Raw genomic sequence first — 19,552 nt, 5'->3', positions numbered from 1 at the left:
GTTCTGTAAGGCTTTTCCTTTAATCCGCGCCTTGACGGTGCGGTGGCCGCATTCCTATAGTGTGCACAAGTGGCGGAAAGTGGCATGAAGTGGGTTTTTTGAGCTCAAAACGCTAATATTTGGAGAAGCGCTGTCGTGTTTCGCGGAGCTAACGCTATCAGTCTCGACGCAAAGGGCCGTCTCGCTATGCCGAGCCGGTACCGTGACGAGCTCGTTTCGCGTAGTTCCGGTCAGTTAATCGTCACAATTGATGCCGTTGATCCGTGTTTGTGTGTTTACCCCCTCGATGAGTGGGAAATTATTGAAACCAAACTGCGCACACTCCCTTCGTTTAGCGAAGAGAGCCGCCGCCTGCAACGTTTACTGATTGGTAATGCCGTCGACCTCGAGCTCGATGGCAGTGGTCGTTTTCTGGTTCCGCCGCGTCTTCGTGAATATGCCAAGTTGGATAAGCGCGCGATGTTGGTAGGCCAACTGAACAAGTTCCAATTGTGGGACGAGGATGCCTGGGATGCGGTTTCTGCCGCTGACCTGGCTGCCATTCAACAACCGGGCGCCATGCCTGATGAACTGCGTGATTTGATCCTGTGACTATTGATAGCGGCTTTAACCACATCACCGTACTGCTTGACGAAGCCGTGGAGGCTCTCGCCGTACGTCCTGATGGCTGCTATCTGGACGGTACGTTCGGGCGCGGCGGACACAGCCGGTTGATCCTCAGCCAGCTCGGTCCCGATGGTCGGGTCCTCGGATTCGACAAAGATCCTCAAGCGATTGCCACCGGGCAAACGCTAGCGGCCGAAGACGGCCGCTTTGTCGTTGTACAGCGCAGCTTTGCCGAGCTCGGTTCGGAAGTTGCCGAACGGGGTCTGGACGGCAAGGTCAGCGGCGTTTTGCTTGACCTCGGCGTGTCTTCGCCGCAGCTCGACGACCCTGAGCGCGGCTTCAGTTTCCTCAATGATGGCCCGCTCGACATGCGCATGGATCCGTCCCGCGGGATCAGCGCTGCCGAATTCGTCAACACCGCCCCGGTGGAAGAAATCGCTCGGGTGTTCAAGCAGTACGGCGAAGAACGTTTCTCCGGCCGCATGGCCCGTGCCGTGGCCGAGCGTCGCGACATCAAACCGTTCGAGCGCACTGCCGATCTGGCTGAAGTCCTGAAAGTGGCCAACCCGGCGTGGGAAAAGGGCAAGAACCCGGCGACCCGTGCGTTCCAGGGCTTGCGCATTCACGTCAACAACGAACTGGGTGATCTGGAAGCCGGCCTCGAAGCCGCGCTGGAATGCCTGGAAGTCGGCGGCCGTCTGGTCGTCATCAGCTTCCACTCGCTGGAAGACCGCATCGTCAAACTGTTCATGCGCAAACTGGTGAAAGGCGAAGCCGACAACTTGCCGCGCAACCTGCCGGTACGTCACGTCACCTTCGAACCAATAATCAAAATCCATGGCAAAGCACAGTCCGCCTCCGAGGCCGAACTAAAAGCCAACCCACGTTCCCGTAGCGCCGTCATGCGCGTCGCGGAGAAGCTGCGGTGAGCAAGCTTTTCGCCAAGCCACTTCCCGGCGGAAGCTTTTTCATGCTGCTGCTGTTTATTGGCGTGCTCGTGTCGGCCATCGGCGTTTCCTACAGCGCCCACTGGAACCGTCAGCTGTTGAATTCGCTGTACAACGAATTGAGTGTGCGTGACAAGGCGCAAGCGGAGTGGGGCCGTTTGATTCTCGAACAGAGCACCTGGACCGCCCACAGCCGTATCGAAGTCCTGGCGACCGAGCAACTGAAGATGCGTATTCCTGGCGCAGCTGAAGTGCAGATGGTGGCGCCATGATGAAACTCGAGGGCGCACTCTTTCCGTGGCGATTCCGCCTGGTGCTGGGTTTGCTCGGCGTTATGGTCGCGGCGATTGCCTGGCGCATTATCGACCTGCAAGTAGTCGACCGTGCCTTCCTTAAAGGTCAGGGCGATGCGCGCAGCGTTCGTCATATTCCGATTCCGGCTCACCGTGGGCTGATCACTGACCGTAACGGCGAGCCTTTGGCCGTCAGTACGCCGGTCACCACGCTGTGGGCCAACGCCAAGGAAATGCAACTGGCCAAAGAGAAATGGCCAGCACTGGCGGCGGCGTTGGGTCAGGATCCGAAAGCCCTGGCCGAACGTCTCGAAGCCCAAGCCAATAAAGAATTCATTTACCTGGTGCGCGGGCTGACGCCTGAGCAAGGCCAGTCCGTGCTCGACCTGAAAGTGCCGGGCGTTTACGGCATCGAAGAATTCCGCCGTTTCTACCCGGCCGGTGAAGTCACCGCCCATATGGTCGGCTTCACCGACATCGATGACCATGGTCGAGAAGGTGTCGAGCTGGCTTATGACGAATGGCTGGCCGGTGTCCCCGGCAAGCGGCAGGTCATCAAGGACCGGCGCGGTCGACTTATCAAAGATGTTCAGGTGACCAAAAACGCCAAGGCCGGTAAGCCCTTGGCGTTGTCCATTGACCTGCGTCTGCAATATTTGGCCAACCGCGAACTGCGTAACGCGATCATCGAGAACGGCGCCAAGGCCGGCAGCCTGGTGATCATGGACGTGAAGACCGGCGAGATCCTCGCCATGGTCAACCAGCCGACCTACAACCCGAACAACCGTCGCAACCTGCAACCGGCGATGATGCGTAACCGCGCGATGATCGACGTGTTCGAACCGGGTTCGACCATGAAAGCGATTTCCATGAGCGCCGCGATTGAAACCGGGCGATGGAAACCGACCGATACCGTCGAGGTGTACCCGGGCACCTTGCAGATTGGTAAATACACCATCAAGGACGTATCCAAGAGCGAAGGTCCGGTGCTCGACCTGACCGGCATCCTGATCAACTCCAGTAACGTCGGCATGAGTAAAGTCGCCTTCGATATCGGCGGCGAAACGATTTTCCGTCTCGCGCAAAAAGTCGGCCTCGGCCAGGACACGGGTCTGGGCTTTCCGGGCGAGCGCGTCGGCAACCTGCCGAACTACCGCGAATGGCGCAAGGCTGAAACCGCCACGCTGTCTTACGGCTACGGTATTTCCGTGACCGCGATCCAGTTGGTCCACGCCTTCTCGGCCCTGGCCAACAATGGTCGCCTCGCGCCGCTGACCCTGATCAAAACCGACAAGGCGCCGCAAACCACACAGGTATTGCCGGAAGCTGTCGCGAAAACCATGCAAACCATGCTGCAACAAGTGATCGAAGCGCCGCGCGGCGTGTTCCGTGCGCAAGTGCCGGCGTATCACGTCGGCGGCAAATCCGGTACGGCGCGTAAAACCTCGGTCGGTACCAAAGGCTACGCCGAGAATTCTTACCGCTCACTGTTCGCCGGCTTCGGCCCGATGAGCGATCCGCGCTACGCAATCGTTGTAGTCATCGATGAACCGACCAAGGCCGGTTACTACGGTGGTCTGGTCTCGGCGCCGGTGTTCAGCAAAGTGATGTCCGGGACCTTGCGCCTGATGAACGTCACGCCGGACAACCTGCCACCGGTGCAACAGGCCAACGCAACACCGATCGTTCCGCTGAAAGCCAATGGAGGGCGCGGCTAATGTCTCTAAGCCTGAACAAGATTTTTGCCCACGCCGGCCGCGATCTGTTGATCCGCGAACTGACCCTGGACAGCCGCAACGTGCGGGCTGGCGATCTGTTTCTTGCCGTCCCTGGCGGCAAATTCGACGGTCGTTCGCACATTGCCGACGCCTTGCAGCGCGGTGCTGCCGCTGTCGCCTATGAAGTCGAAGGCGCCACGGTGTTGCCGATTACCGACGTCCCGTTAATCCCGGTCAAAGGTCTGGCGGCGCAGCTGTCGGACATCGCCGGGCGCTTTTACGGCGACCCGAGCCGGCACCTGAATCTGGTCGGCGTGACCGGCACCAATGGTAAAACCAGCGTGACCCAATTGGTCGCGCAAGCCTTGGATTTGCTCGGCCAGCATTGCGGCATTGTCGGCACCTTGGGCACAGGTTTCTACGGCGCGCTGGAAAGCGGCCTGCACACCACGCCGAACCCGATCGCCGTGCAAGCGACCCTTGCTGACCTGAAAAAGGCCGGCGCTAAAGCGGTCGCGATGGAAGTCTCGTCTCACGGCCTGGACCAGGGCCGCGTGACCGCACTGGCGTTTGATGTGGCAGTGATGACCAACCTGTCCCGCGATCACCTGGATTACCACGGCACCATGCAAGCTTACGGTGAAGCCAAGGCCAAGCTGTTTGCCTGGAATGATTTGAAGTGCCGGGTGGTCAACCTCGACGACAATTTCGGCCGCCAACTGGCTGCGGATAAACGCGAATCGCGCTTGATCACCTACAGTCTGGAAGACGCCAGCGCTTACCTTTATTGCCGTGAAGCGCAGTTCAATGACGAAGGCGTGCGCGCCACGTTGGTCACCCCTCAGGGCGAGCATCATCTGCGCAGCACCTTGCTCGGTCGCTTCAACCTGAGCAACGTGCTGGCCGCGGTCGGCGCCTTGCTTGGCCTGGACTACGCACTGGACGAAATCCTTAAAGTACTGCCAAAACTTGAAGGCCCGGCCGGACGCATGCAGCGCCTCGGCGGTGGCACACAGCCGCTGGTCGTGGTCGATTACGCCCACACCCCGGATGCGCTGGAAAAAGTCTTGATGGCCCTGCGTCCTCACGCCAAAGGCCGTTTGCTGTGCCTGTTCGGTTGTGGCGGTGATCGCGATCGCGGCAAGCGTCCGCTGATGGCCGAAGTGGTCGAGCGTCTGGCTGACGGCGTGCTGGTGACCGATGACAACCCGCGTACCGAAGACCCGGCAGTGATCTTCGACGACATCCGCGCCGGTTTTAAGGCTGTGGATAAAGTGACCTTCGTTGCTGGGCGTGGACAGGCGATTGCCCAATTGATCGCCAGTGCTTCGGCGGATGACGTGATCGTCCTGGCCGGTAAAGGTCACGAGGACTATCAGGAAATTAACGGCCAGCGTCACGATTTCTCCGATTTGGTCGAAGCTGATCACGCCCTTACCGCGTGGGAGGTGGCTCATGCTTAAAGCCTTGAAACTGAGCGAACTGACCGGCGCGCTGAATGCCCGCTTGATCACTGCCGATGCCAGCTTCGACGGTGTCAGCATCGACAGCCGCGCGATCAAACCCGGCCAACTCTTTATTGCCCTGACCGGTCCGCGTTTCGATGGTCATGACTATCTCAATGACGTTGCCGCAAAAGGCGCCGTAGCGGCGCTGGTCGAGCGTGAAGTCGCCGACAGCGCACTGCCGCAATTGCTGGTCAAAGATACCCGCCAGGCCCTCGGCCAACTGGGCGCGATGAACCGTGCTGCTTGTACCAGCCCGGTCGCGGCCATCACGGGCTCCAGCGGCAAAACCACGGTCAAGGAAATGCTCGCGAGCATCCTGCGCACCCGCGGTCCGGTGCTGGCGACCCGTGGCAACCTGAACAACGACCTCGGTGTTCCGCTGACCCTGCTCGAACTCGCGCCGGAACACACCGCCGCAGTCATCGAACTCGGTGCTTCGCGGCTCGGCGAAATTGCCTACACCGTCGGCATGACCAAACCTCATGTGGCCGTGCTCAACAACGCCGGCACCGCCCACGTCGGTGAGTTCGGCGGGCCGGAAAAAATCGTTGAAGCCAAGGGCGAGATTGTTGAAGGGCTGGATGCCGATGGCGTCGCTGTTCTCAATCTGGACGACAAGGCGTTCGGCATCTGGAAGACCCGCGCTGCCGGTCGCAAAGTCCTGACTTTCGCCCTGAGCAATGTCAGCGCCGATTTCTACGCCAGCGATCTGGACCGTGACGCTCGCGGTTGCCCGGCGTTCAATCTGCACAGTCCTGAAGGTATGGAACGCGTCCAACTGAACCTGCTCGGCACCCATAACGTTGCCAATGCGATGGCCGCCGCCGCTGCCGCTCATGCCTTGGGCGTATCGCTGTTCGGCATCGCCACTGGCCTGGGCGCGGTGCAACCGGTCAAGGGACGCACCGTCGCGCAACTGGCCACCAATGGCATGCGCGTGATCGATGACACGTACAACGCGAACCCCACCTCGATGTGCGCCGCCGTTGATATACTCGCCGGCTTTTCCGGCCGCACCGTTCTGGTGCTCGGGGATATCGGCGAGTTGGGCGATTGGGCGGAGCAGGGGCATCGTGACGTGGGCGAGTACGCCCGCGGCAAGGTTTGCGCGCTTTACGCCGTCGGGCCAATGATGGCTCACGCCGTGAACGCTTTCGGTCCACAGGCTTTTCACTTCGCCACTCAGGCTGAGCTGATCAAGGCTCTGGGCACCGAGCAAGACACAAACACCACCATTTTGATCAAGGGCTCGCGCAGCGCTGCGATGGAAAACATCGTCGCCGCTTTGTGCGGGACCAGCCTGGAGAAACATTAATGCTGCTGCTGCTAGCGGAGTATCTGCAACAGTTCTACAAAGGCTTCGCGGTCTTTCAGTACCTGACCCTGCGCGGGATTCTCGGTGTGCTGACCGCGTTGGTTTTGTCGCTGTGCTTTGGCCCGTGGATGATCCGCACTTTGCAGAACCGTCAGATCGGTCAATCCGTTCGCAACGACGGTCCACAATCGCACTTGTCCAAGTCGGGCACCCCGACCATGGGCGGCGCGCTGATTCTTTCGTCCATCGGCGTCAGCACGTTGCTTTGGGCTGATCTGTCCAACCGTTACGTGTGGACCGTGCTGCTGGTGACCTTGTTGTTCGGCGCCATCGGCTGGGTCGACGATTACCGCAAAGTGATCGAGAAGAACTCCCGTGGCTTGCCGAGCCGCTGGAAATATTTCTGGCAATCGGTGTTCGGCCTGGGCGCGGCGATCTTCCTTTATATGACCGCAGCGACACCGGTGGAAACCACCCTGATCCTGCCGATGCTCAAGGACCACAGCATTGCGCTGGGCGCAGGTTTCATCGTCCTGACGTACTTCGTGATCGTCGGCTCGAGCAACGCGGTCAACCTGACCGACGGCCTCGACGGTCTGGCGATTATGCCCACCGTAATGGTCGGCGGCGGGTTAGGGATCTTCTGCTACCTGTCGGGTAACGTGAAATTCGCTGAATACCTGCTGATCCCGTATGTACCGGGCGCAGGCGAGTTGATCGTGTTCTGCGGCGCCTTGATCGGCGCGGGCCTCGGGTTTCTCTGGTTCAACACGTATCCGGCTCAGGTGTTCATGGGCGACGTCGGCGCACTGGCGCTAGGCGCGGCCCTGGGCACCATCGCGGTGATCGTCCGTCAGGAAATCGTCCTGTTCATCATGGGCGGCGTGTTCGTGATGGAGACCCTGTCAGTCGTCATTCAAGTTGCTTCCTTTAAGCTCACCGGTCGCCGTGTGTTCCGCATGGCGCCGATTCACCACCACTTTGAACTCAAGGGCTGGCCCGAGCCACGTGTGATCGTCCGTTTCTGGATCATCACCGTGATTCTCGTGTTGGTTGGCCTTGCCACCCTGAAGCTGAGGTAGAACGAGTGTCTCTGATCGCTTCTGACCACTTCCGCATCGTTGTCGGCCTCGGCAAGAGCGGCATGTCCCTGGTTCGCTTCCTGGCGAACCGGGGCACGTCGTTTGCTGTCGCCGATACGCGGGAAAATCCACCGGAACTGGCCACGCTCAAGCGTGACTATCCGCACGTGGAAGTGCGTTGTGGCGAGCTGGACGTCGAGTTCCTGTGCCGCGCCGACGAGCTCTACGTGAGCCCCGGGCTGGCGCTGGCGACCCCGGCCCTGCAGGCCGCCGCCCTCCGTGGCGTGAAATTGTCCGGGGACATCGAGCTGTTCGCGCGTTACGCGAAAGCGCCGATTGTCGCCATCAGCGGTTCCAACGCGAAAAGCACTGTCACCACGTTGGTGGGCGAGATGGCTGCAGCGGCCGGCAAGCGTGTCGCCGTCGGCGGCAACCTCGGTACGCCGGCGCTGGATCTGCTCAGTGACGACGTCGAGCTGTACGTGATGGAGTTGTCGAGCTTCCAGCTCGAAACCACCGCTCAACTGAACGCCGAAGTGGCGACCGTGCTCAACGTCAGCGAAGACCACATGGACCGCTACAGCGGTCTGCCGGCCTATCACCTGGCCAAGCACCGGATCTTCCGAGGTGCTAAGCAGTTTGTGGTCAACCGTCAGGATGCCCTGAGCCGTCCGCTGATGGGCGAAGGTCAGCCATGCTGGACTTTCGGTTTGAGCAAACCTGATTTCAAGGCATTCGGTATTCGTGAAGAAGACGGCGAGAAGTACCTGGCCTTCGAGTTCCAGAACCTGATGCCGGTGCGCGAATTGAGAATTCGCGGCGCCCATAACCAGTCCAACGCCCTGGCGGCATTGGCCCTGGGTCATGCTGTTGGCTTGCCGTTCGACGCCATGCTGTCGAGCCTGCGTACTTTCGCCGGGCTTGAGCATCGCTGCCAATGGGTCCGCGACCTGAATGGCGTGGGCTATTACAACGATTCCAAAGCCACCAACGTCGGCGCCGCACTGGCTGCCATCGAAGGCCTGGGCGCGGACATCGACGGCAAGCTCGTGCTGATCGCCGGTGGCGATGGCAAGGGTGCCGAGTTCAAGGACCTGCGCGATCCGGTCGCGGTTAACTGCCGCGCCGTGGTGCTGATGGGTCGCGACTCCGAGCTGATCGCTCAGGCCATCAGCGATGCCGTGCCACTGATTCGCGTCAACTCGCTGGACGAAGCCGTCGCGCAATGCCGCGCCATCGCCGAACCGGGCGACGCGGTGCTGCTGTCGCCAGCCTGCGCCAGTTTCGACATGTTCAAGAATTACGAAGACCGTGGTCACCAGTTCGTCCGCGCTGTGGAGGATCTGGCATGAGCCTGATGAACATCATCAAGCCGTATCCGTCGCCGATCATCACCGGGCGCGGTATCGACCTCGACTTCCCGATGCTCGCCGGCTGCCTGGCATTGATCGGCCTCGGGCTGGTCATGATTGCATCGGCATCGACCGAAGTAGCAGCGGTGCAGTCGGGCAGTGCCCTGTATTACATGATTCGCCACCTTATCTACGTGGTGTTGGGACTTGGTGCCTGCATTGTCACCATGATGATTCCGATCGCCACCTGGCAACGCCTGGGCTGGCTGATGCTGATTGGTGCGTTCGGTTTGCTGGTGATGGTAATCATCCCGGGGATCGGCCGTGAAGTGAACGGTTCGATGCGCTGGATCGGCTTCAGCTTCTTCAACGTCCAGCCTTCCGAGATCGCCAAGGTGTTCGTGGTGATCTACCTCGCCGGTTATCTGGTGCGTCGCCAGAAAGAAGTGCGTGAAAGCTGGATGGGCTTCTTCAAGCCGTTCATTGTTTTGCTGCCGATGGCGGGTCTGTTGCTGATGGAACCGGATTTTGGTGCCACCGTCGTGATGATGGGGGCTGCGGCGGCGATGCTGTTCCTCGGCGGGGTCGGGCTGTTCCGTTTTTCCCTGATGGTTATCCTCGCGGTCGGGGCGGTGGTGTTGCTGATTCAAGTGCAGCCGTATCGAATGGCGCGCTTGACCAACTTTGCGGATCCGTGGGCCGACCAGTTCGGTGCTGGCTACCAGTTGTCTCAAGCATTGATTGCTTTTGGTCGCGGGGAATGGCTGGGCGTAGGCCTGGGCAACAGCGTGCAGAAACAGTTCTACCTGCCGGAAGCCCACACCGACTTCGTGTTCTCGGTCCTGGCCGAGGAGCTGGGTGCCGTGGGTTCCTTGTGCACGGTAGCGCTGTTCGCGTTTGTTTGTGTGCGTGGCATGTACATCGGCTATTGGGCCGAAAAGGCCAAGCAATTCTTCGCCGCCTACATCGCGTACGGCCTGTCGTTCCTGTGGATTGGTCAGTTCCTGATCAACATCGGGGTGAACGTCGGCCTGCTGCCGACCAAAGGGCTGACCCTGCCGTTCCTCAGTTATGGCGGTAGTTCGTTGGTGATCTGCTGTGCCTGTCTCGGCTTGTTGCTGCGCATCGAGTGGGAAAGTCGAACCCACCTGGGCAGTGAAGAGATGGAGTTCCATGAGAGCGACTTCGCCGAGGAGCCGACCCATGGGCGCTAACGTATTGATCATGGCGGGCGGCACCGGTGGCCACGTGTTCCCGGCGCTGGCGTGTGCCCGCGAATTCCAGGCCCGTGGTTACACCGTGCATTGGCTCGGGACACCGCGTGGCATCGAGAACGAACTGGTGCCGATGGCCGGAATCGAGCTGCACCGGATCAATGCCAGCGGTTTGCGCGGCAAGGGCAAGCTGTCCTTGCTCAAGGCACCGTTCATGTTGCTCAAGTCGATCTGGCAGGCGCGGGCGATCATTCGTCAGCTGCGGCCAGTCTGTGTGGTCGGCTTTGGTGGTTATGTGACCGGTCCTGGCGGCGTTGCAGCCAAACTGGCCGGCGTGCCGGTGATCGTTCATGAGCAGAACGCCGTGGCCGGTACCGCCAATCGGTTGCTGGTGCCGTTGGCCGCCCGAGTCTGTGAAGCGTTCCCCGACACCTTTACCCTGTCGGACAGCCGTCGGACCACCGGTAACCCGGTGCGCACCGAGCTGTTCCTCGAAACACCGCGACAGGCTCTGGCCGGTCGCAAGGCGCGTTTGCTGATCCTGGGCGGAAGCCTGGGCGCAGAGCCGTTGAACAAGTTGCTGCCTGAAGCCCTGTCGCAAGTCGCCCCCGACCTGCGCCCGGAAGTGTTTCATCAGGCCGGCAAAAACCACGATGAAGTGACTGCAGAGCGCTATCGCGCGGCTGGCGTCGAGGCGCAAGTGCAGCCTTTCATCAAAGACATGGCCCAAGCCTATGGCTGGGCCGACCTGGTGGTGTGCCGCGCAGGCGCGCTGACCATCAGTGAACTGGCCGCCGCCGGTCTGCCCTCGATGCTGGTGCCTTTGCCCCACGCGATCGACGATCACCAGACCCGCAACGCCGATTATTTGGCCCGTGAAGGCGCTGCCTTCCTGATGCCGCAAAGAACGACTGGCGCAGCGGATCTTGCCGCACGCCTGACAGAGGTCCTGATGCAACCACAACGACTGACCGACATGGCCGCCGCGGCACGCCGCCTGGCCAAACCCGATGCAACCCGTAACGTGGTCGATACCTGCCTGGAGGTGGCCCATGGTTGAGAATCAGAAAGCCATGCCGCACCCGGAAATGCGCCGCATCCGTAAAATCCACTTCGTCGGGATCGGCGGCGTGGGCATGTGTGGCATCGCCGAAGTGTTGTTGAACCTGGGCTATGAAGTGTCCGGTTCCGACCTGAAAGCTTCGCCGGTGACCGAGCGTCTCGAGTCCTTCGGTGCCCAGATCTTTATCGGCCACCGCGCCGAGAACGCCGCGACCGCCGATGTGCTGGTCACCTCCAGTGCCGTGAACACGTCCAACCCTGAAGTCGCCACCGCCCTGGACCGCCGCATTCCGGTGGTGCCGCGTGCTGAGATGCTGGCTGAGCTGATGCGTTACCGCCACGGCATCGCCGTCGCCGGTACCCACGGCAAAACCACCACCACCAGCCTGATCGCTTCGGTGTTTGCCGCCGGTGGTCTGGACCCTACCTTCGTCATCGGTGGCCGTCTGAATGCCGCGGGCACCAATGCCCAGCTCGGTACCAGCCGTTACCTGATCGCCGAAGCCGACGAAAGCGACGCCAGCTTCCTGCATTTGCAACCGCTGGTGGCCGTGGTCACCAACATCGACGCCGATCACATGGCGACCTACGACGGTGACTTCAACAAACTGAAGAAAACCTTCGTCGAATTCCTCCACAACCTGCCGTTCTACGGTCTGGCGGTGGTGTGCCTGGACGATCCGGTGGTGCGTGAAATCCTGCCGCTGGTGAAACGTCCTACAGTCACTTACGGCTTCGGCGACGACTGCGATGTGCGCGCGATCAATGTGCGTCAGCAGGGCATGCAGACCTTCTTCACCGTGCTGCGCCCTGATCGTGATCCGCTGGATGTCTCGGTGAACATGCCGGGCAACCACAACGTATTGAACGCACTGGCAACCATCTGCATCGCCACTGACGAGGGCGTCAGCGATGAAGCCATTGTCCAGGGCCTTTCCGGGTTCCAGGGTGTCGGCCGACGCTTCCAGGTCTACGGCGAACTGCCGGTAGAGGGCGGCAACGTGATGCTGGTCGACGACTACGGTCACCACCCGACCGAAGTCGCCGCCGTGATCAAAGCCGTACGTGGTGGCTGGCCGGAGCGTCGTCTGGTGATGGTCTACCAGCCGCACCGTTACAGCCGGACCCGCGACTTGTACGACGATTTTGTCAATGTATTGGCCGACGCCAACGTTCTGCTGCTGATGGAAGTCTACCCGGCCGGTGAAGAACCGATCCCGGGCGCTGATAGCCGCAAGTTGTGCAACAGCATCCGTCAGCGCGGTCAGCTCGACCCGATCTACATTGAGCGCGGTGTCGACCTCGCGCCAATCGTCAAACCGCTGCTGCGTGCCGGCGACATCCTGCTGTGCCAGGGCGCCGGTGATATTGGCGGTCTCGCCCCGAAACTGTTGAAAAGTCCGTTGTTCGCAGGCGCCGTTGCCGCGCCAAGCGTGGGGAAGTTGAAATGACTGCTGCTTACGCCAACCTCGTCTCCACCCTCGCGCCGAAAGACTTCGGCCGCGTCGCCGTGCTGTTCGGCGGCAAGAGTGCCGAGCGTGAGGTGTCCCTGAAATCGGGTAACGCGGTTCTCGACGCGCTGCTAAGCGCCGGTGTGGACGCGTTTGGTCTCGACGTGGGCGATGACCTTTTGCAGCGTCTGCTGAACGAAAAAATCGACCGCGCCTTCATCATTCTCCACGGTCGTGGCGGTGAAGACGGCAGCATGCAGGGCCTGCTCGAATGCCTGGGTATTCCGTACACCGGCAGCGGCATTCTGGCTTCGGCACTGGCCATGGACAAACTGCGCACTAAACAGGTCTGGCACAGCCTTGGTATTCCGACGCCACGCCATGCAGTACTGAGCTCTGAGGCCGATTGTATTTCGGCAGCGACGGAACTGGGCTTCCCTTTGATCGTCAAACCGGCCCATGAAGGTTCAAGTATCGGGATGGCCAAAGTGTCTTCAGCTCTTGAGTTGATCGACGCGTGGAAAGCGGCCAGTACCTACGATTCGCAAGTGTTGGTAGAGCAATGGATTCAAGGTCCGGAGTTCACCATCGCCACCCTGCGTGACCAGGTGTTGCCACCGATTGCCCTGGGCACGACGCACAGTTTCTACGACTACGACGCCAAGTACGTGGCTTGCGATACCCAGTACCGGATCCCGTGTGGCCTCGACAGCAGCAAAGAAAAAGAACTCATGGACCTCACGGCGAAAGCCTGTGAGGCGCTGGGTATCGCCGGTTGGGGCAGGGCAGACGTGATGCAGGACGCCGACGGGCAGTTCTGGTTCCTGGAAGTCAATACCGCACCGGGCATGACCGATCACAGTCTGGTGCCGATGGCGGCTCGTGCCGCCGGCCTGGATTTCCAGCAACTGGTTCTGGCGATTCTGGCCGCCAGCATTAGCAGCAATAACGAGCCGCGAGGTTAAGACCATGCAAGGCGCTCAGCTGAGACATCAGCCCTCCGCACCACCCGGCCGCAAGCCGGTGCCGCGGGGTGCCAGCCGAATGGTGGCCAAAGAGCCGATGTCTGCGCGCCTGCCGAAAGCCAATTTTGGTTTTCTGAAAGCCTTGTTCTGGCCGGTGCTGTTGGTTGCGCTGGGGTTCGGTACTTACGAGGGCGCGCAGCGTTTGTTGCCGTACGCCGACCGGCCGATCACCAAGATCAACGTGCAGGGCGATTTGAGCTACATCAGCCAGCAAGCGGTGCAGCAGCGGATCGCCCCGTACGTGGCGTCGAGCTTCTTCACCATCGATCTTGCGAGCATGCGTACCGAGCTTGAAACGATGCCATGGATTGCCCACGCCGAAGTGCGTCGGGTGTGGCCGGATCAAGTGGTGATCCGCCTGGAAGAACAATTGCCGGTGGCCCGTTGGGGCGATGAAGCGCTGTTGAACAACCAGGGCCAGGCGTTTACCCCGCGTGAGCTGGCGAACTACGAACACTTGCCACAGCTGTTCGGCCCACAACGGGCTCAGCAGCAGGTAATGCAGCAATACCAGGTGCTGAGCCAGATGCTCAGGCCGATGGGCTTCTCGATTGCACGCCTGGAGTTGCGTGAACGAGGCAGCTGGTTCCTGACCACCGGTGCTGGCAGCGCGGGCCCGGGGATCGAACTGCTGCTGGGCCGCGGCAAGCTGGTGGAAAGGATGCGCCGCTTCATTGCCATCTACGACAAGACGCTTAAAGAACAGATTACGAACATTGCGCGCATCGATCTGCGCTACGCCAACGGCCTCGCTGTTGGCTGGCGGGAACCTGTAGCGCCCACGGCAGCCCAACCCGCTGTCGCGAAGAATTAAGAAGAGGCAGGACCCATGGCAAACGTGCAAAGCGGCAAAATGATCGTCGGTCTCGATATCGGCACCTCCAAGGTGGTGGCGCTGGTCGGCGAGGTCTCGGACGACGGCACGCTGGAAATCGTCGGGATCGGTACCCATCCGTCCCGTGGCCTGAAGAAAGGCGTGGTGGTGAACATTGAGTCCACCGTGCAATCGATCCAGCGCGCGATCGAAGAGGCGCAGCTGATGGCCGGTTGCCGCATTCACTCGGCGTTCGTCGGCGTGGCCGGCAATCACATCCGCAGCCTTAACTCCCACGGCATCGTGGCGATTCGTGATCGCGAAGTCAGCTCCGCCGACCTCGAGCGCGTTCTCGACGCCGCCCAGGCCGTAGCGATTCCGGCTGACCAGCGCGTGCTGCACACCTTGCCGCAGGATTACGTGATCGATAACCAGGAAGGCGTTCGTGAGCCGCTAGGCATGTCCGGCGTACGACTGGAAGCCAAGGTTCACGTGGTCACCTGCGCCGTCAACGCCGCACAGAACATTGAAAAATGCGTGCGTCGCTGCGGCCTGGAAATCGACGACATCATTCTGGAGCAGCTGGCTTCCGCGTATTCGGTCCTGACCGACGACGAGAAAGAGCTGGGCGTGTGTCTGGTGGACATCGGCGGCGGCACCACCGACATCGCGATCTTCACCGAAGGCGCGATCCGTCACACCGCGGTGATCCCGATTGCGGGCGATCAGGTGACCAACGACATCGCCATGGCGTTGCGCACCCCGACCCAGTACGCCGAAGAAATCAAGATTCGCTACGCCTGCGCGCTGGCCAAACTGGCCGGTGCCGGTGAAACCATCAAGGTTCCAAGCGTCGGCGACCGTCCACCGCGCGAGCTGTCCCGTCAGGCCCTGGCCGAAGTGGTCGAGCCACGTTACGACGAGCTGTTCACGCTGATCCAGGCCGAACTGCGCCGCAGCGGCTACGAAGACCTGATCCCGGCCGGCATCGTGCTGACCGGCGGTACGTCGAAGATGGAAGGCGCGGTCGAGCTGGCCGAAGAGATCTTCCACATGCCGGTCCGCCTGGGCGTGCCGCATGGCGTCAAGGGCCTGGACGATGTGGTTCGCAACCCGATTTATTCCACCGGCGTTGGCCTGTTGATGTACGGCCTGCAGAAGCAGTCCGACGGGATTTCGTTCTCGGGCATCAGCAGCCGCGACAGTTACAGCAATGAAGAACCGAAAGTCGCCTTGCTCGATCGCTTCAAGAGCTGGGTACAAGGCAACTTCTAAAGATTTACCGCAGCACCGTTGTAGATACAGGCAGTAGGCGAAAAAACTAGAGAAATGAAAGGAGAGGGAAAATGTTCGAACTCGTAGACAACGTCCCCGCAAGTCCGGTAATTAAAGTTATCGGTGTTGGCGGAGGTGGCGGCAACGCCGTCAACCACATGGTCAAGAGCAACATTGAAGGCGTTGAATTCATCTGCGCCAACACTGATGCCCAGGCGCTGAAAAGTATCGGCGCGCGGACCATCCTGCAACTGGGCACCGGCGTGACCAAAGGTCTCGGCGCTGGCGCCAACCCTGAAGTAGGTCGTCAGGCCGCTCTCGAAGATCGTGAGCGCATTGCCGAAGTCCTGCAGGGCACCAATATGGTGTTCATCACCACTGGCATGGGCGGTGGTACCGGTACCGGTGCTGCGCCGATCATTGCTGAAGTGGCCAAGGAAATGGGGATTCTCACCGTTGCGGTGGTGACCCGTCCGTTCCCGTTCGAAGGCCGCAAGCGCATGCAGATCGCCGACGAGGGTATCCGTCTGCTGTCTGAAAGCGTCGACTCGTTGATCACCATTCCCAACGAGAAGCTGCTGACCATCCTTGGCAAGGACGCAAGCCTGCTGTCCGCATTCGCCAAGGCCGACGATGTATTGGCCGGTGCCGTTCGCGGTATCTCCGACATCATCAAGCGTCCGGGCATGATCAACGTCGACTTTGCCGACGTACGGACCGTGATGAGCGAAATGGGCATGGCGATGATGGGCACTGGCTGCGCCAGCGGTCCGAACCGTGCACGTGAGGCCACCGAAGCGGCCATTCGCAACCCACTGCTGGAAGACGTGAACCTGCAAGGTGCACGCGGCATCCTGGTGAATATCACCGCCGGTCCTGACCTGTCCCTGGGTGAGTACTCCGACGTGGGTAGCATCATCGAAGCCTTTGCTTCCGAACACGCGATGGTCAAGGTCGGTACCGTTATCGATCCGGACATGCGCGACGAGCTGCACGTGACCGTGGTTGCCACCGGTCTGGGCGCGAAAATCGAGAAACCTGTGAAGGTCATCGACAATACCGTTCATACCTCCATGGCTTCCCAACCACAACAACAAGCCCCTGCACGTCAGGAACAGCCAGCGGTAAACTACCGTGACCTGGACCGTCCGACCGTCATGCGCAACCAGGCTCAGGCCGGTGCTGCGACTGCCGCGAAGATGAATCCGCAAGATGATCTGGACTACCTGGACATCCCGGCTTTCCTGCGTCGTCAGGCTGATTGATGGAATGTATCAGGGCTATGAAGGTGATTGGTGTTCAGCAAAGGCCTGGTCTGCTATTATCGCCAGCCTTTGTTGATACCAGTTCGCAATTTGCGCTGAAGCGGCCCAAGCCATGATTAAACAACGCACACTGAAAAATATTATCCGTGCTACAGGTGTAGGCCTGCACTCCGGGGAGAAGGTATACCTGACCCTCAAGCCCGCACCTATCGACACCGGCATTGTGTTTGTTCGTGCCGACCTCGACCCTGTGGTGCAGATTCCTGCCCGCGCGGAAAACGTTGGTGAAACCACCATGTCGACCACGTTGGTCAGTGGTGACACCAAAGTGGATACGGTGGAGCACTTGCTCTCGGCCATGGCTGGCCTGGGCATCGATAACGCCTACGTCGAGCTCTCCGCGTCCGAAGTTCCGATCATGGATGGTAGCGCTGGACCCTTCGTATTTCTGATTCAGTCGGCTGGCCTGGAAGAACAGAACGCCGCCAAGAAGTTCATCCGGATCCTGCGGGAAGTGACAGTGGAAGACGGCGACAAGCGCGCCACTTTCGTCCCTTTCGAAGGCTTCAAAGTGAGTTTCGAGATCGATTTCGATCACCCGGTTTTCCGTGACCGCACACAAAGTGCCAGCGTGGATTTTTCCAGCACTTCGTTCGTAAAAGAAGTCAGCCGCGCCCGTACCTTTGGTTTCATGAGTGACATCGAGTACCTGCGCAAGCACAACCTCGCACTCGGCGGCAGCGTTGAAAACGCTATTGTGGTCGACGCTGATGGTGTACTGAACGAAGACGGCCTTCGCTATGAAGACGAATTCGTGAAGCACAAGATCCTCGATGCAATTGGTGACCTCTACCTGTTGGGCAATAGCCTGATTGGTGAGTTCAGGGGCTTCAAGTCCGGACATGCATTGAACAACCAGCTGCTGCGCAAGTTGATTGAGCAGACAGATGCTTGGGAAGTCGTGACTTTCGATGACGCCAGCACAGCACCGATCTCTTACATGCGCCCTGTTGCGGCCGTGTAAGTAAAAAACCTCTCTAGTTTTTTAAAGGCTGCCTTCGGGTGGCCTTTTTTTATACCTGATCGTTCCCACGCAGAGCGTGGAAACGATCAAGTCCTCAGTCAGCAGCAACCACCCGGTTACGCCCACGTTCCTTGGCCTGATACAACGCCTTGTCCGCTGCGAACAGCAGTTGTTCCAAGCTGATCTCGGCAGCTGTGGTCCAGGTACTGATACCGATACTGACAGTAATCGGCGACTCGGCACCTGCCACCAGCGGTAATTGCTCCACTGTCGCACGGATGTGTTCGGCAATCTGTTGCGCACCCTGGCTGTCGGTTTCCGCGAGAATTACCGAAAACTCCTCGCCGCCGTAACGGGCGACCAAATCCGTTGGTCGCCTCACATTGGCGGAGATCACCTTGGCCACCGAGCGCAAGGCATCGTCGCCACCCTGATGCCCATGACGATCGTTGAACGCCTTGAAGTGATCGGCATCGATCATCAACATTGACAACGGCAGGCCGGAGCGTTGGGCGCGGAACCACTCATGGCGCAGGGCCTGGTCCAGCGTTCGGCGGTTGGCCAGGCCGGTCAAGGCATCGGTGGCCGCCAGTTGCGCCAGTTCCTGTTCGGCGTTGTGGCGCAGGCGCAGTTCCCGGCTGAGCAGCCAAGTCAGCCAGAGCAAGCTGACGCACAGCGCAATAGTCGCAACGCTGACCACCACCGCCGTGCGCTTCCACGACGACAACACTTCATCACTGGACAACGCGACGATGACGATCAACGGCAAGTTGCCCACCTTGGAGAACGTGTACAGGCGTTTATCCTTGTGGCGGCTTGAAATACCGGTGAAGCTGCCGTTGCCTTCTTTGACAATGCGCTGGAAGTTCGGACGGTTGCTGAAGTCTTTGCCAATCAGCTCTTCCGCAAGGCGGGGCTGCTGGGCCAGAAGAATACCGTCCTTGCTGATCAGATTGACCGAGCTGTCACGCCCAATGCTCAAGCTGTTGAACAACTGGTCGAAGTAGCTCAAGCGCATGGCCGCCTCGGCTACACCGAGAAACTCGCCGTGGGTACCGCTGATCCGGCGACTGAAACTGATACGCCATTCATGCTCGGCTTGCCTCGACCGGAAGGGCCGACTGATGAACATGCCTGGGTCCGGGTTGTTGACGTGGGACTGGAAGTATTCACGGTCCGCGAAATTACCCTGCCGTGGCTCCACCGACGCCGAGTCGGCGACCACCTCTCCACGCGCATCGAGCAACAAAATGTCGCCCTTGTACGGCGCGGCGGTGGCGCGGTCGAACAAGGCCAAATGGCGAATGACGGGAGAAACGGTCTTGAGGTCATCGCGGCGAGAGGCGGAGATCAAGCCTTGCAAGGACAGGTCATAGAGTTCGACGTTGCGTAGCACGTCTGCATCGATCAGTTGCACGATATTGGTTGCTGCGCGAGTGGCAGACTGTTCAGCATTGGCACGTTCGCGAATGAGCAGGAACGCCACGATGCTCAATATCGCAATCACCAACAGCAAACTGCTGAGAACCAGAAGCCGCTCCGACCGCGTCGACCGGATCGGTTGGTGAGATGTTGCACTGCTCACACTCATGGTTCTGACT

General features: G+C 60.1%; 17 protein-coding genes. 16 read left to right on the top strand and 1 reads right to left on the bottom strand.

Annotation, left to right across the window (positions count from 1 at the left end):
* Positions 1-135 precede the first annotated feature (135 nt).
* From mraZ to lpxC, 16 genes are all read left to right on the top strand, one after another.
* Complete coding sequence (gene mraZ / locus ACYZT7_RS26865; RefSeq protein WP_095130472.1) at positions 136-591, top strand: division/cell wall cluster transcriptional repressor MraZ; 456 nt, start codon at positions 136-138, stop codon at positions 589-591.
* Complete coding sequence (gene rsmH, locus ACYZT7_RS26860; protein ID WP_462038885.1) at positions 588-1,535, top strand: 16S rRNA (cytosine(1402)-N(4))-methyltransferase RsmH; 948 nt, start codon at positions 588-590, stop codon at positions 1,533-1,535. The genes mraZ and rsmH overlap by 4 nt, the downstream gene beginning before the upstream one ends.
* Complete coding sequence (ftsL, locus tag ACYZT7_RS26855) at positions 1,532-1,825, top strand: cell division protein FtsL (protein ID WP_003205353.1); 294 nt, start codon at positions 1,532-1,534, stop codon at positions 1,823-1,825. Before rsmH ends, ftsL begins: the two co-directional genes overlap by 4 nt.
* On the top strand, positions 1,825-3,564 hold the full coding sequence (locus tag ACYZT7_RS26850; protein WP_462041868.1) for a peptidoglycan D,D-transpeptidase FtsI family protein: 1,740 nt from the start codon (positions 1,825-1,827) through the stop codon (positions 3,562-3,564). The genes ftsL and ACYZT7_RS26850 overlap by 1 nt, the downstream gene beginning before the upstream one ends.
* Positions 3,564-5,027, top strand: a complete 1,464-nt coding sequence (locus ACYZT7_RS26845; protein WP_462038884.1) for a UDP-N-acetylmuramoyl-L-alanyl-D-glutamate--2,6-diaminopimelate ligase — start codon at positions 3,564-3,566, stop codon at positions 5,025-5,027. The genes ACYZT7_RS26850 and ACYZT7_RS26845 overlap by 1 nt, the downstream gene beginning before the upstream one ends.
* A complete protein-coding gene (locus ACYZT7_RS26840; RefSeq protein ID WP_462038883.1) occupies positions 5,020-6,387 on the top strand; it encodes a UDP-N-acetylmuramoyl-tripeptide--D-alanyl-D-alanine ligase in 1,368 nt (455 codons plus the stop codon). The genes ACYZT7_RS26845 and ACYZT7_RS26840 overlap by 8 nt, the downstream gene beginning before the upstream one ends.
* Positions 6,387-7,469 (top strand): phospho-N-acetylmuramoyl-pentapeptide-transferase, encoded by a 1,083-nt coding sequence (gene mraY, locus ACYZT7_RS26835; RefSeq protein WP_282379005.1) that lies wholly within the window; start codon positions 6,387-6,389, stop codon positions 7,467-7,469. The genes ACYZT7_RS26840 and mraY overlap by 1 nt, the downstream gene beginning before the upstream one ends.
* Before the next feature lie 5 nt (positions 7,470-7,474).
* Positions 7,475-8,821 (top strand): UDP-N-acetylmuramoyl-L-alanine--D-glutamate ligase, encoded by a 1,347-nt coding sequence (gene murD, locus ACYZT7_RS26830; RefSeq protein ID WP_462038882.1) that lies wholly within the window; start codon positions 7,475-7,477, stop codon positions 8,819-8,821.
* Positions 8,818-10,035 carry a putative lipid II flippase FtsW gene (gene ftsW, locus ACYZT7_RS26825; RefSeq protein WP_462038881.1) on the top strand — a complete coding sequence of 406 codons (1,218 nt, stop codon included), beginning with the start codon at positions 8,818-8,820 and terminating at the stop codon, positions 10,033-10,035. The genes murD and ftsW overlap by 4 nt, the downstream gene beginning before the upstream one ends.
* Complete coding sequence (gene murG / locus ACYZT7_RS26820; RefSeq protein ID WP_462038880.1) at positions 10,025-11,095, top strand: undecaprenyldiphospho-muramoylpentapeptide beta-N-acetylglucosaminyltransferase; 1,071 nt, start codon at positions 10,025-10,027, stop codon at positions 11,093-11,095. Before ftsW ends, murG begins: the two co-directional genes overlap by 11 nt.
* On the top strand, positions 11,088-12,548 hold the full coding sequence (murC, locus tag ACYZT7_RS26815; protein WP_462038879.1) for a UDP-N-acetylmuramate--L-alanine ligase: 1,461 nt from the start codon (positions 11,088-11,090) through the stop codon (positions 12,546-12,548). Before murG ends, murC begins: the two co-directional genes overlap by 8 nt.
* Positions 12,545-13,513: a D-alanine--D-alanine ligase gene (locus ACYZT7_RS26810; RefSeq protein ID WP_462038878.1), complete on the top strand. Its 969-nt coding sequence runs from the start codon at positions 12,545-12,547 to the stop codon at positions 13,511-13,513. Before murC ends, ACYZT7_RS26810 begins: the two co-directional genes overlap by 4 nt.
* Before the next feature lie 4 nt (positions 13,514-13,517).
* Positions 13,518-14,387, top strand: coding sequence for a cell division protein FtsQ/DivIB (locus ACYZT7_RS26805; RefSeq protein ID WP_462038877.1), 870 nt, complete (start codon positions 13,518-13,520; stop codon positions 14,385-14,387).
* Positions 14,388-14,402: 15 nt separating this feature from the next.
* Positions 14,403-15,662: a cell division protein FtsA gene (ftsA, locus tag ACYZT7_RS26800; protein WP_033061341.1), complete on the top strand. Its 1,260-nt coding sequence runs from the start codon at positions 14,403-14,405 to the stop codon at positions 15,660-15,662.
* Between the two features lie 71 nt (positions 15,663-15,733).
* Positions 15,734-16,927, top strand: coding sequence for a cell division protein FtsZ (ftsZ, locus tag ACYZT7_RS26795; RefSeq protein WP_449643031.1), 1,194 nt, complete (start codon positions 15,734-15,736; stop codon positions 16,925-16,927).
* A 112-nt stretch (positions 16,928-17,039) separates the two neighbouring features.
* Positions 17,040-17,951 carry a UDP-3-O-acyl-N-acetylglucosamine deacetylase gene (gene lpxC / locus ACYZT7_RS26790; RefSeq protein ID WP_462038876.1) on the top strand — a complete coding sequence of 304 codons (912 nt, stop codon included), beginning with the start codon at positions 17,040-17,042 and terminating at the stop codon, positions 17,949-17,951.
* A gap of 94 nt (positions 17,952-18,045) precedes the next feature.
* Here lpxC and ACYZT7_RS26785 read toward each other — a convergent pair whose 3' ends face one another.
* Positions 18,046-19,542 (bottom strand): GGDEF domain-containing protein, encoded by a 1,497-nt coding sequence (locus tag ACYZT7_RS26785; protein WP_462038875.1) that lies wholly within the window; start codon positions 19,540-19,542, stop codon positions 18,046-18,048.
* Positions 19,543-19,552 lie beyond the last annotated feature (10 nt).

The organism is Pseudomonas sp. RT4P38 (assembly GCF_054897765.1).
This window is presented reverse-complemented; position numbering and strand designations above follow the sequence as displayed.

Coding starts and splice junctions, on each gene's coding strand:
- ACYZT7_RS26805 (WP_462038877.1), top strand. CDS start 13,518: ATGCAAGGCGCTCAGCTGAGACATCAGCCCTCCGCACCACCCGGCCGC.
- ftsW (WP_462038881.1), top strand. CDS start 8,818: ATGAGCCTGATGAACATCATCAAGCCGTATCCGTCGCCGATCATCACC.
- ftsA (WP_033061341.1), top strand. CDS start 14,403: ATGGCAAACGTGCAAAGCGGCAAAATGATCGTCGGTCTCGATATCGGC.
- ACYZT7_RS26785 (WP_462038875.1), bottom strand. CDS start 19,542: ATGAGTGTGAGCAGTGCAACATCTCACCAACCGATCCGGTCGACGCGG.
- lpxC (WP_462038876.1), top strand. CDS start 17,040: ATGATTAAACAACGCACACTGAAAAATATTATCCGTGCTACAGGTGTA.
- ftsZ (WP_449643031.1), top strand. CDS start 15,734: ATGTTCGAACTCGTAGACAACGTCCCCGCAAGTCCGGTAATTAAAGTT.
- ACYZT7_RS26845 (WP_462038884.1), top strand. CDS start 3,564: ATGTCTCTAAGCCTGAACAAGATTTTTGCCCACGCCGGCCGCGATCTG.
- murG (WP_462038880.1), top strand. CDS start 10,025: ATGGGCGCTAACGTATTGATCATGGCGGGCGGCACCGGTGGCCACGTG.
- ACYZT7_RS26850 (WP_462041868.1), top strand. CDS start 1,825: ATGAAACTCGAGGGCGCACTCTTTCCGTGGCGATTCCGCCTGGTGCTG.
- mraY (WP_282379005.1), top strand. CDS start 6,387: ATGCTGCTGCTGCTAGCGGAGTATCTGCAACAGTTCTACAAAGGCTTC.
- ACYZT7_RS26810 (WP_462038878.1), top strand. CDS start 12,545: ATGACTGCTGCTTACGCCAACCTCGTCTCCACCCTCGCGCCGAAAGAC.
- murC (WP_462038879.1), top strand. CDS start 11,088: ATGGTTGAGAATCAGAAAGCCATGCCGCACCCGGAAATGCGCCGCATC.
- ACYZT7_RS26840 (WP_462038883.1), top strand. CDS start 5,020: ATGCTTAAAGCCTTGAAACTGAGCGAACTGACCGGCGCGCTGAATGCC.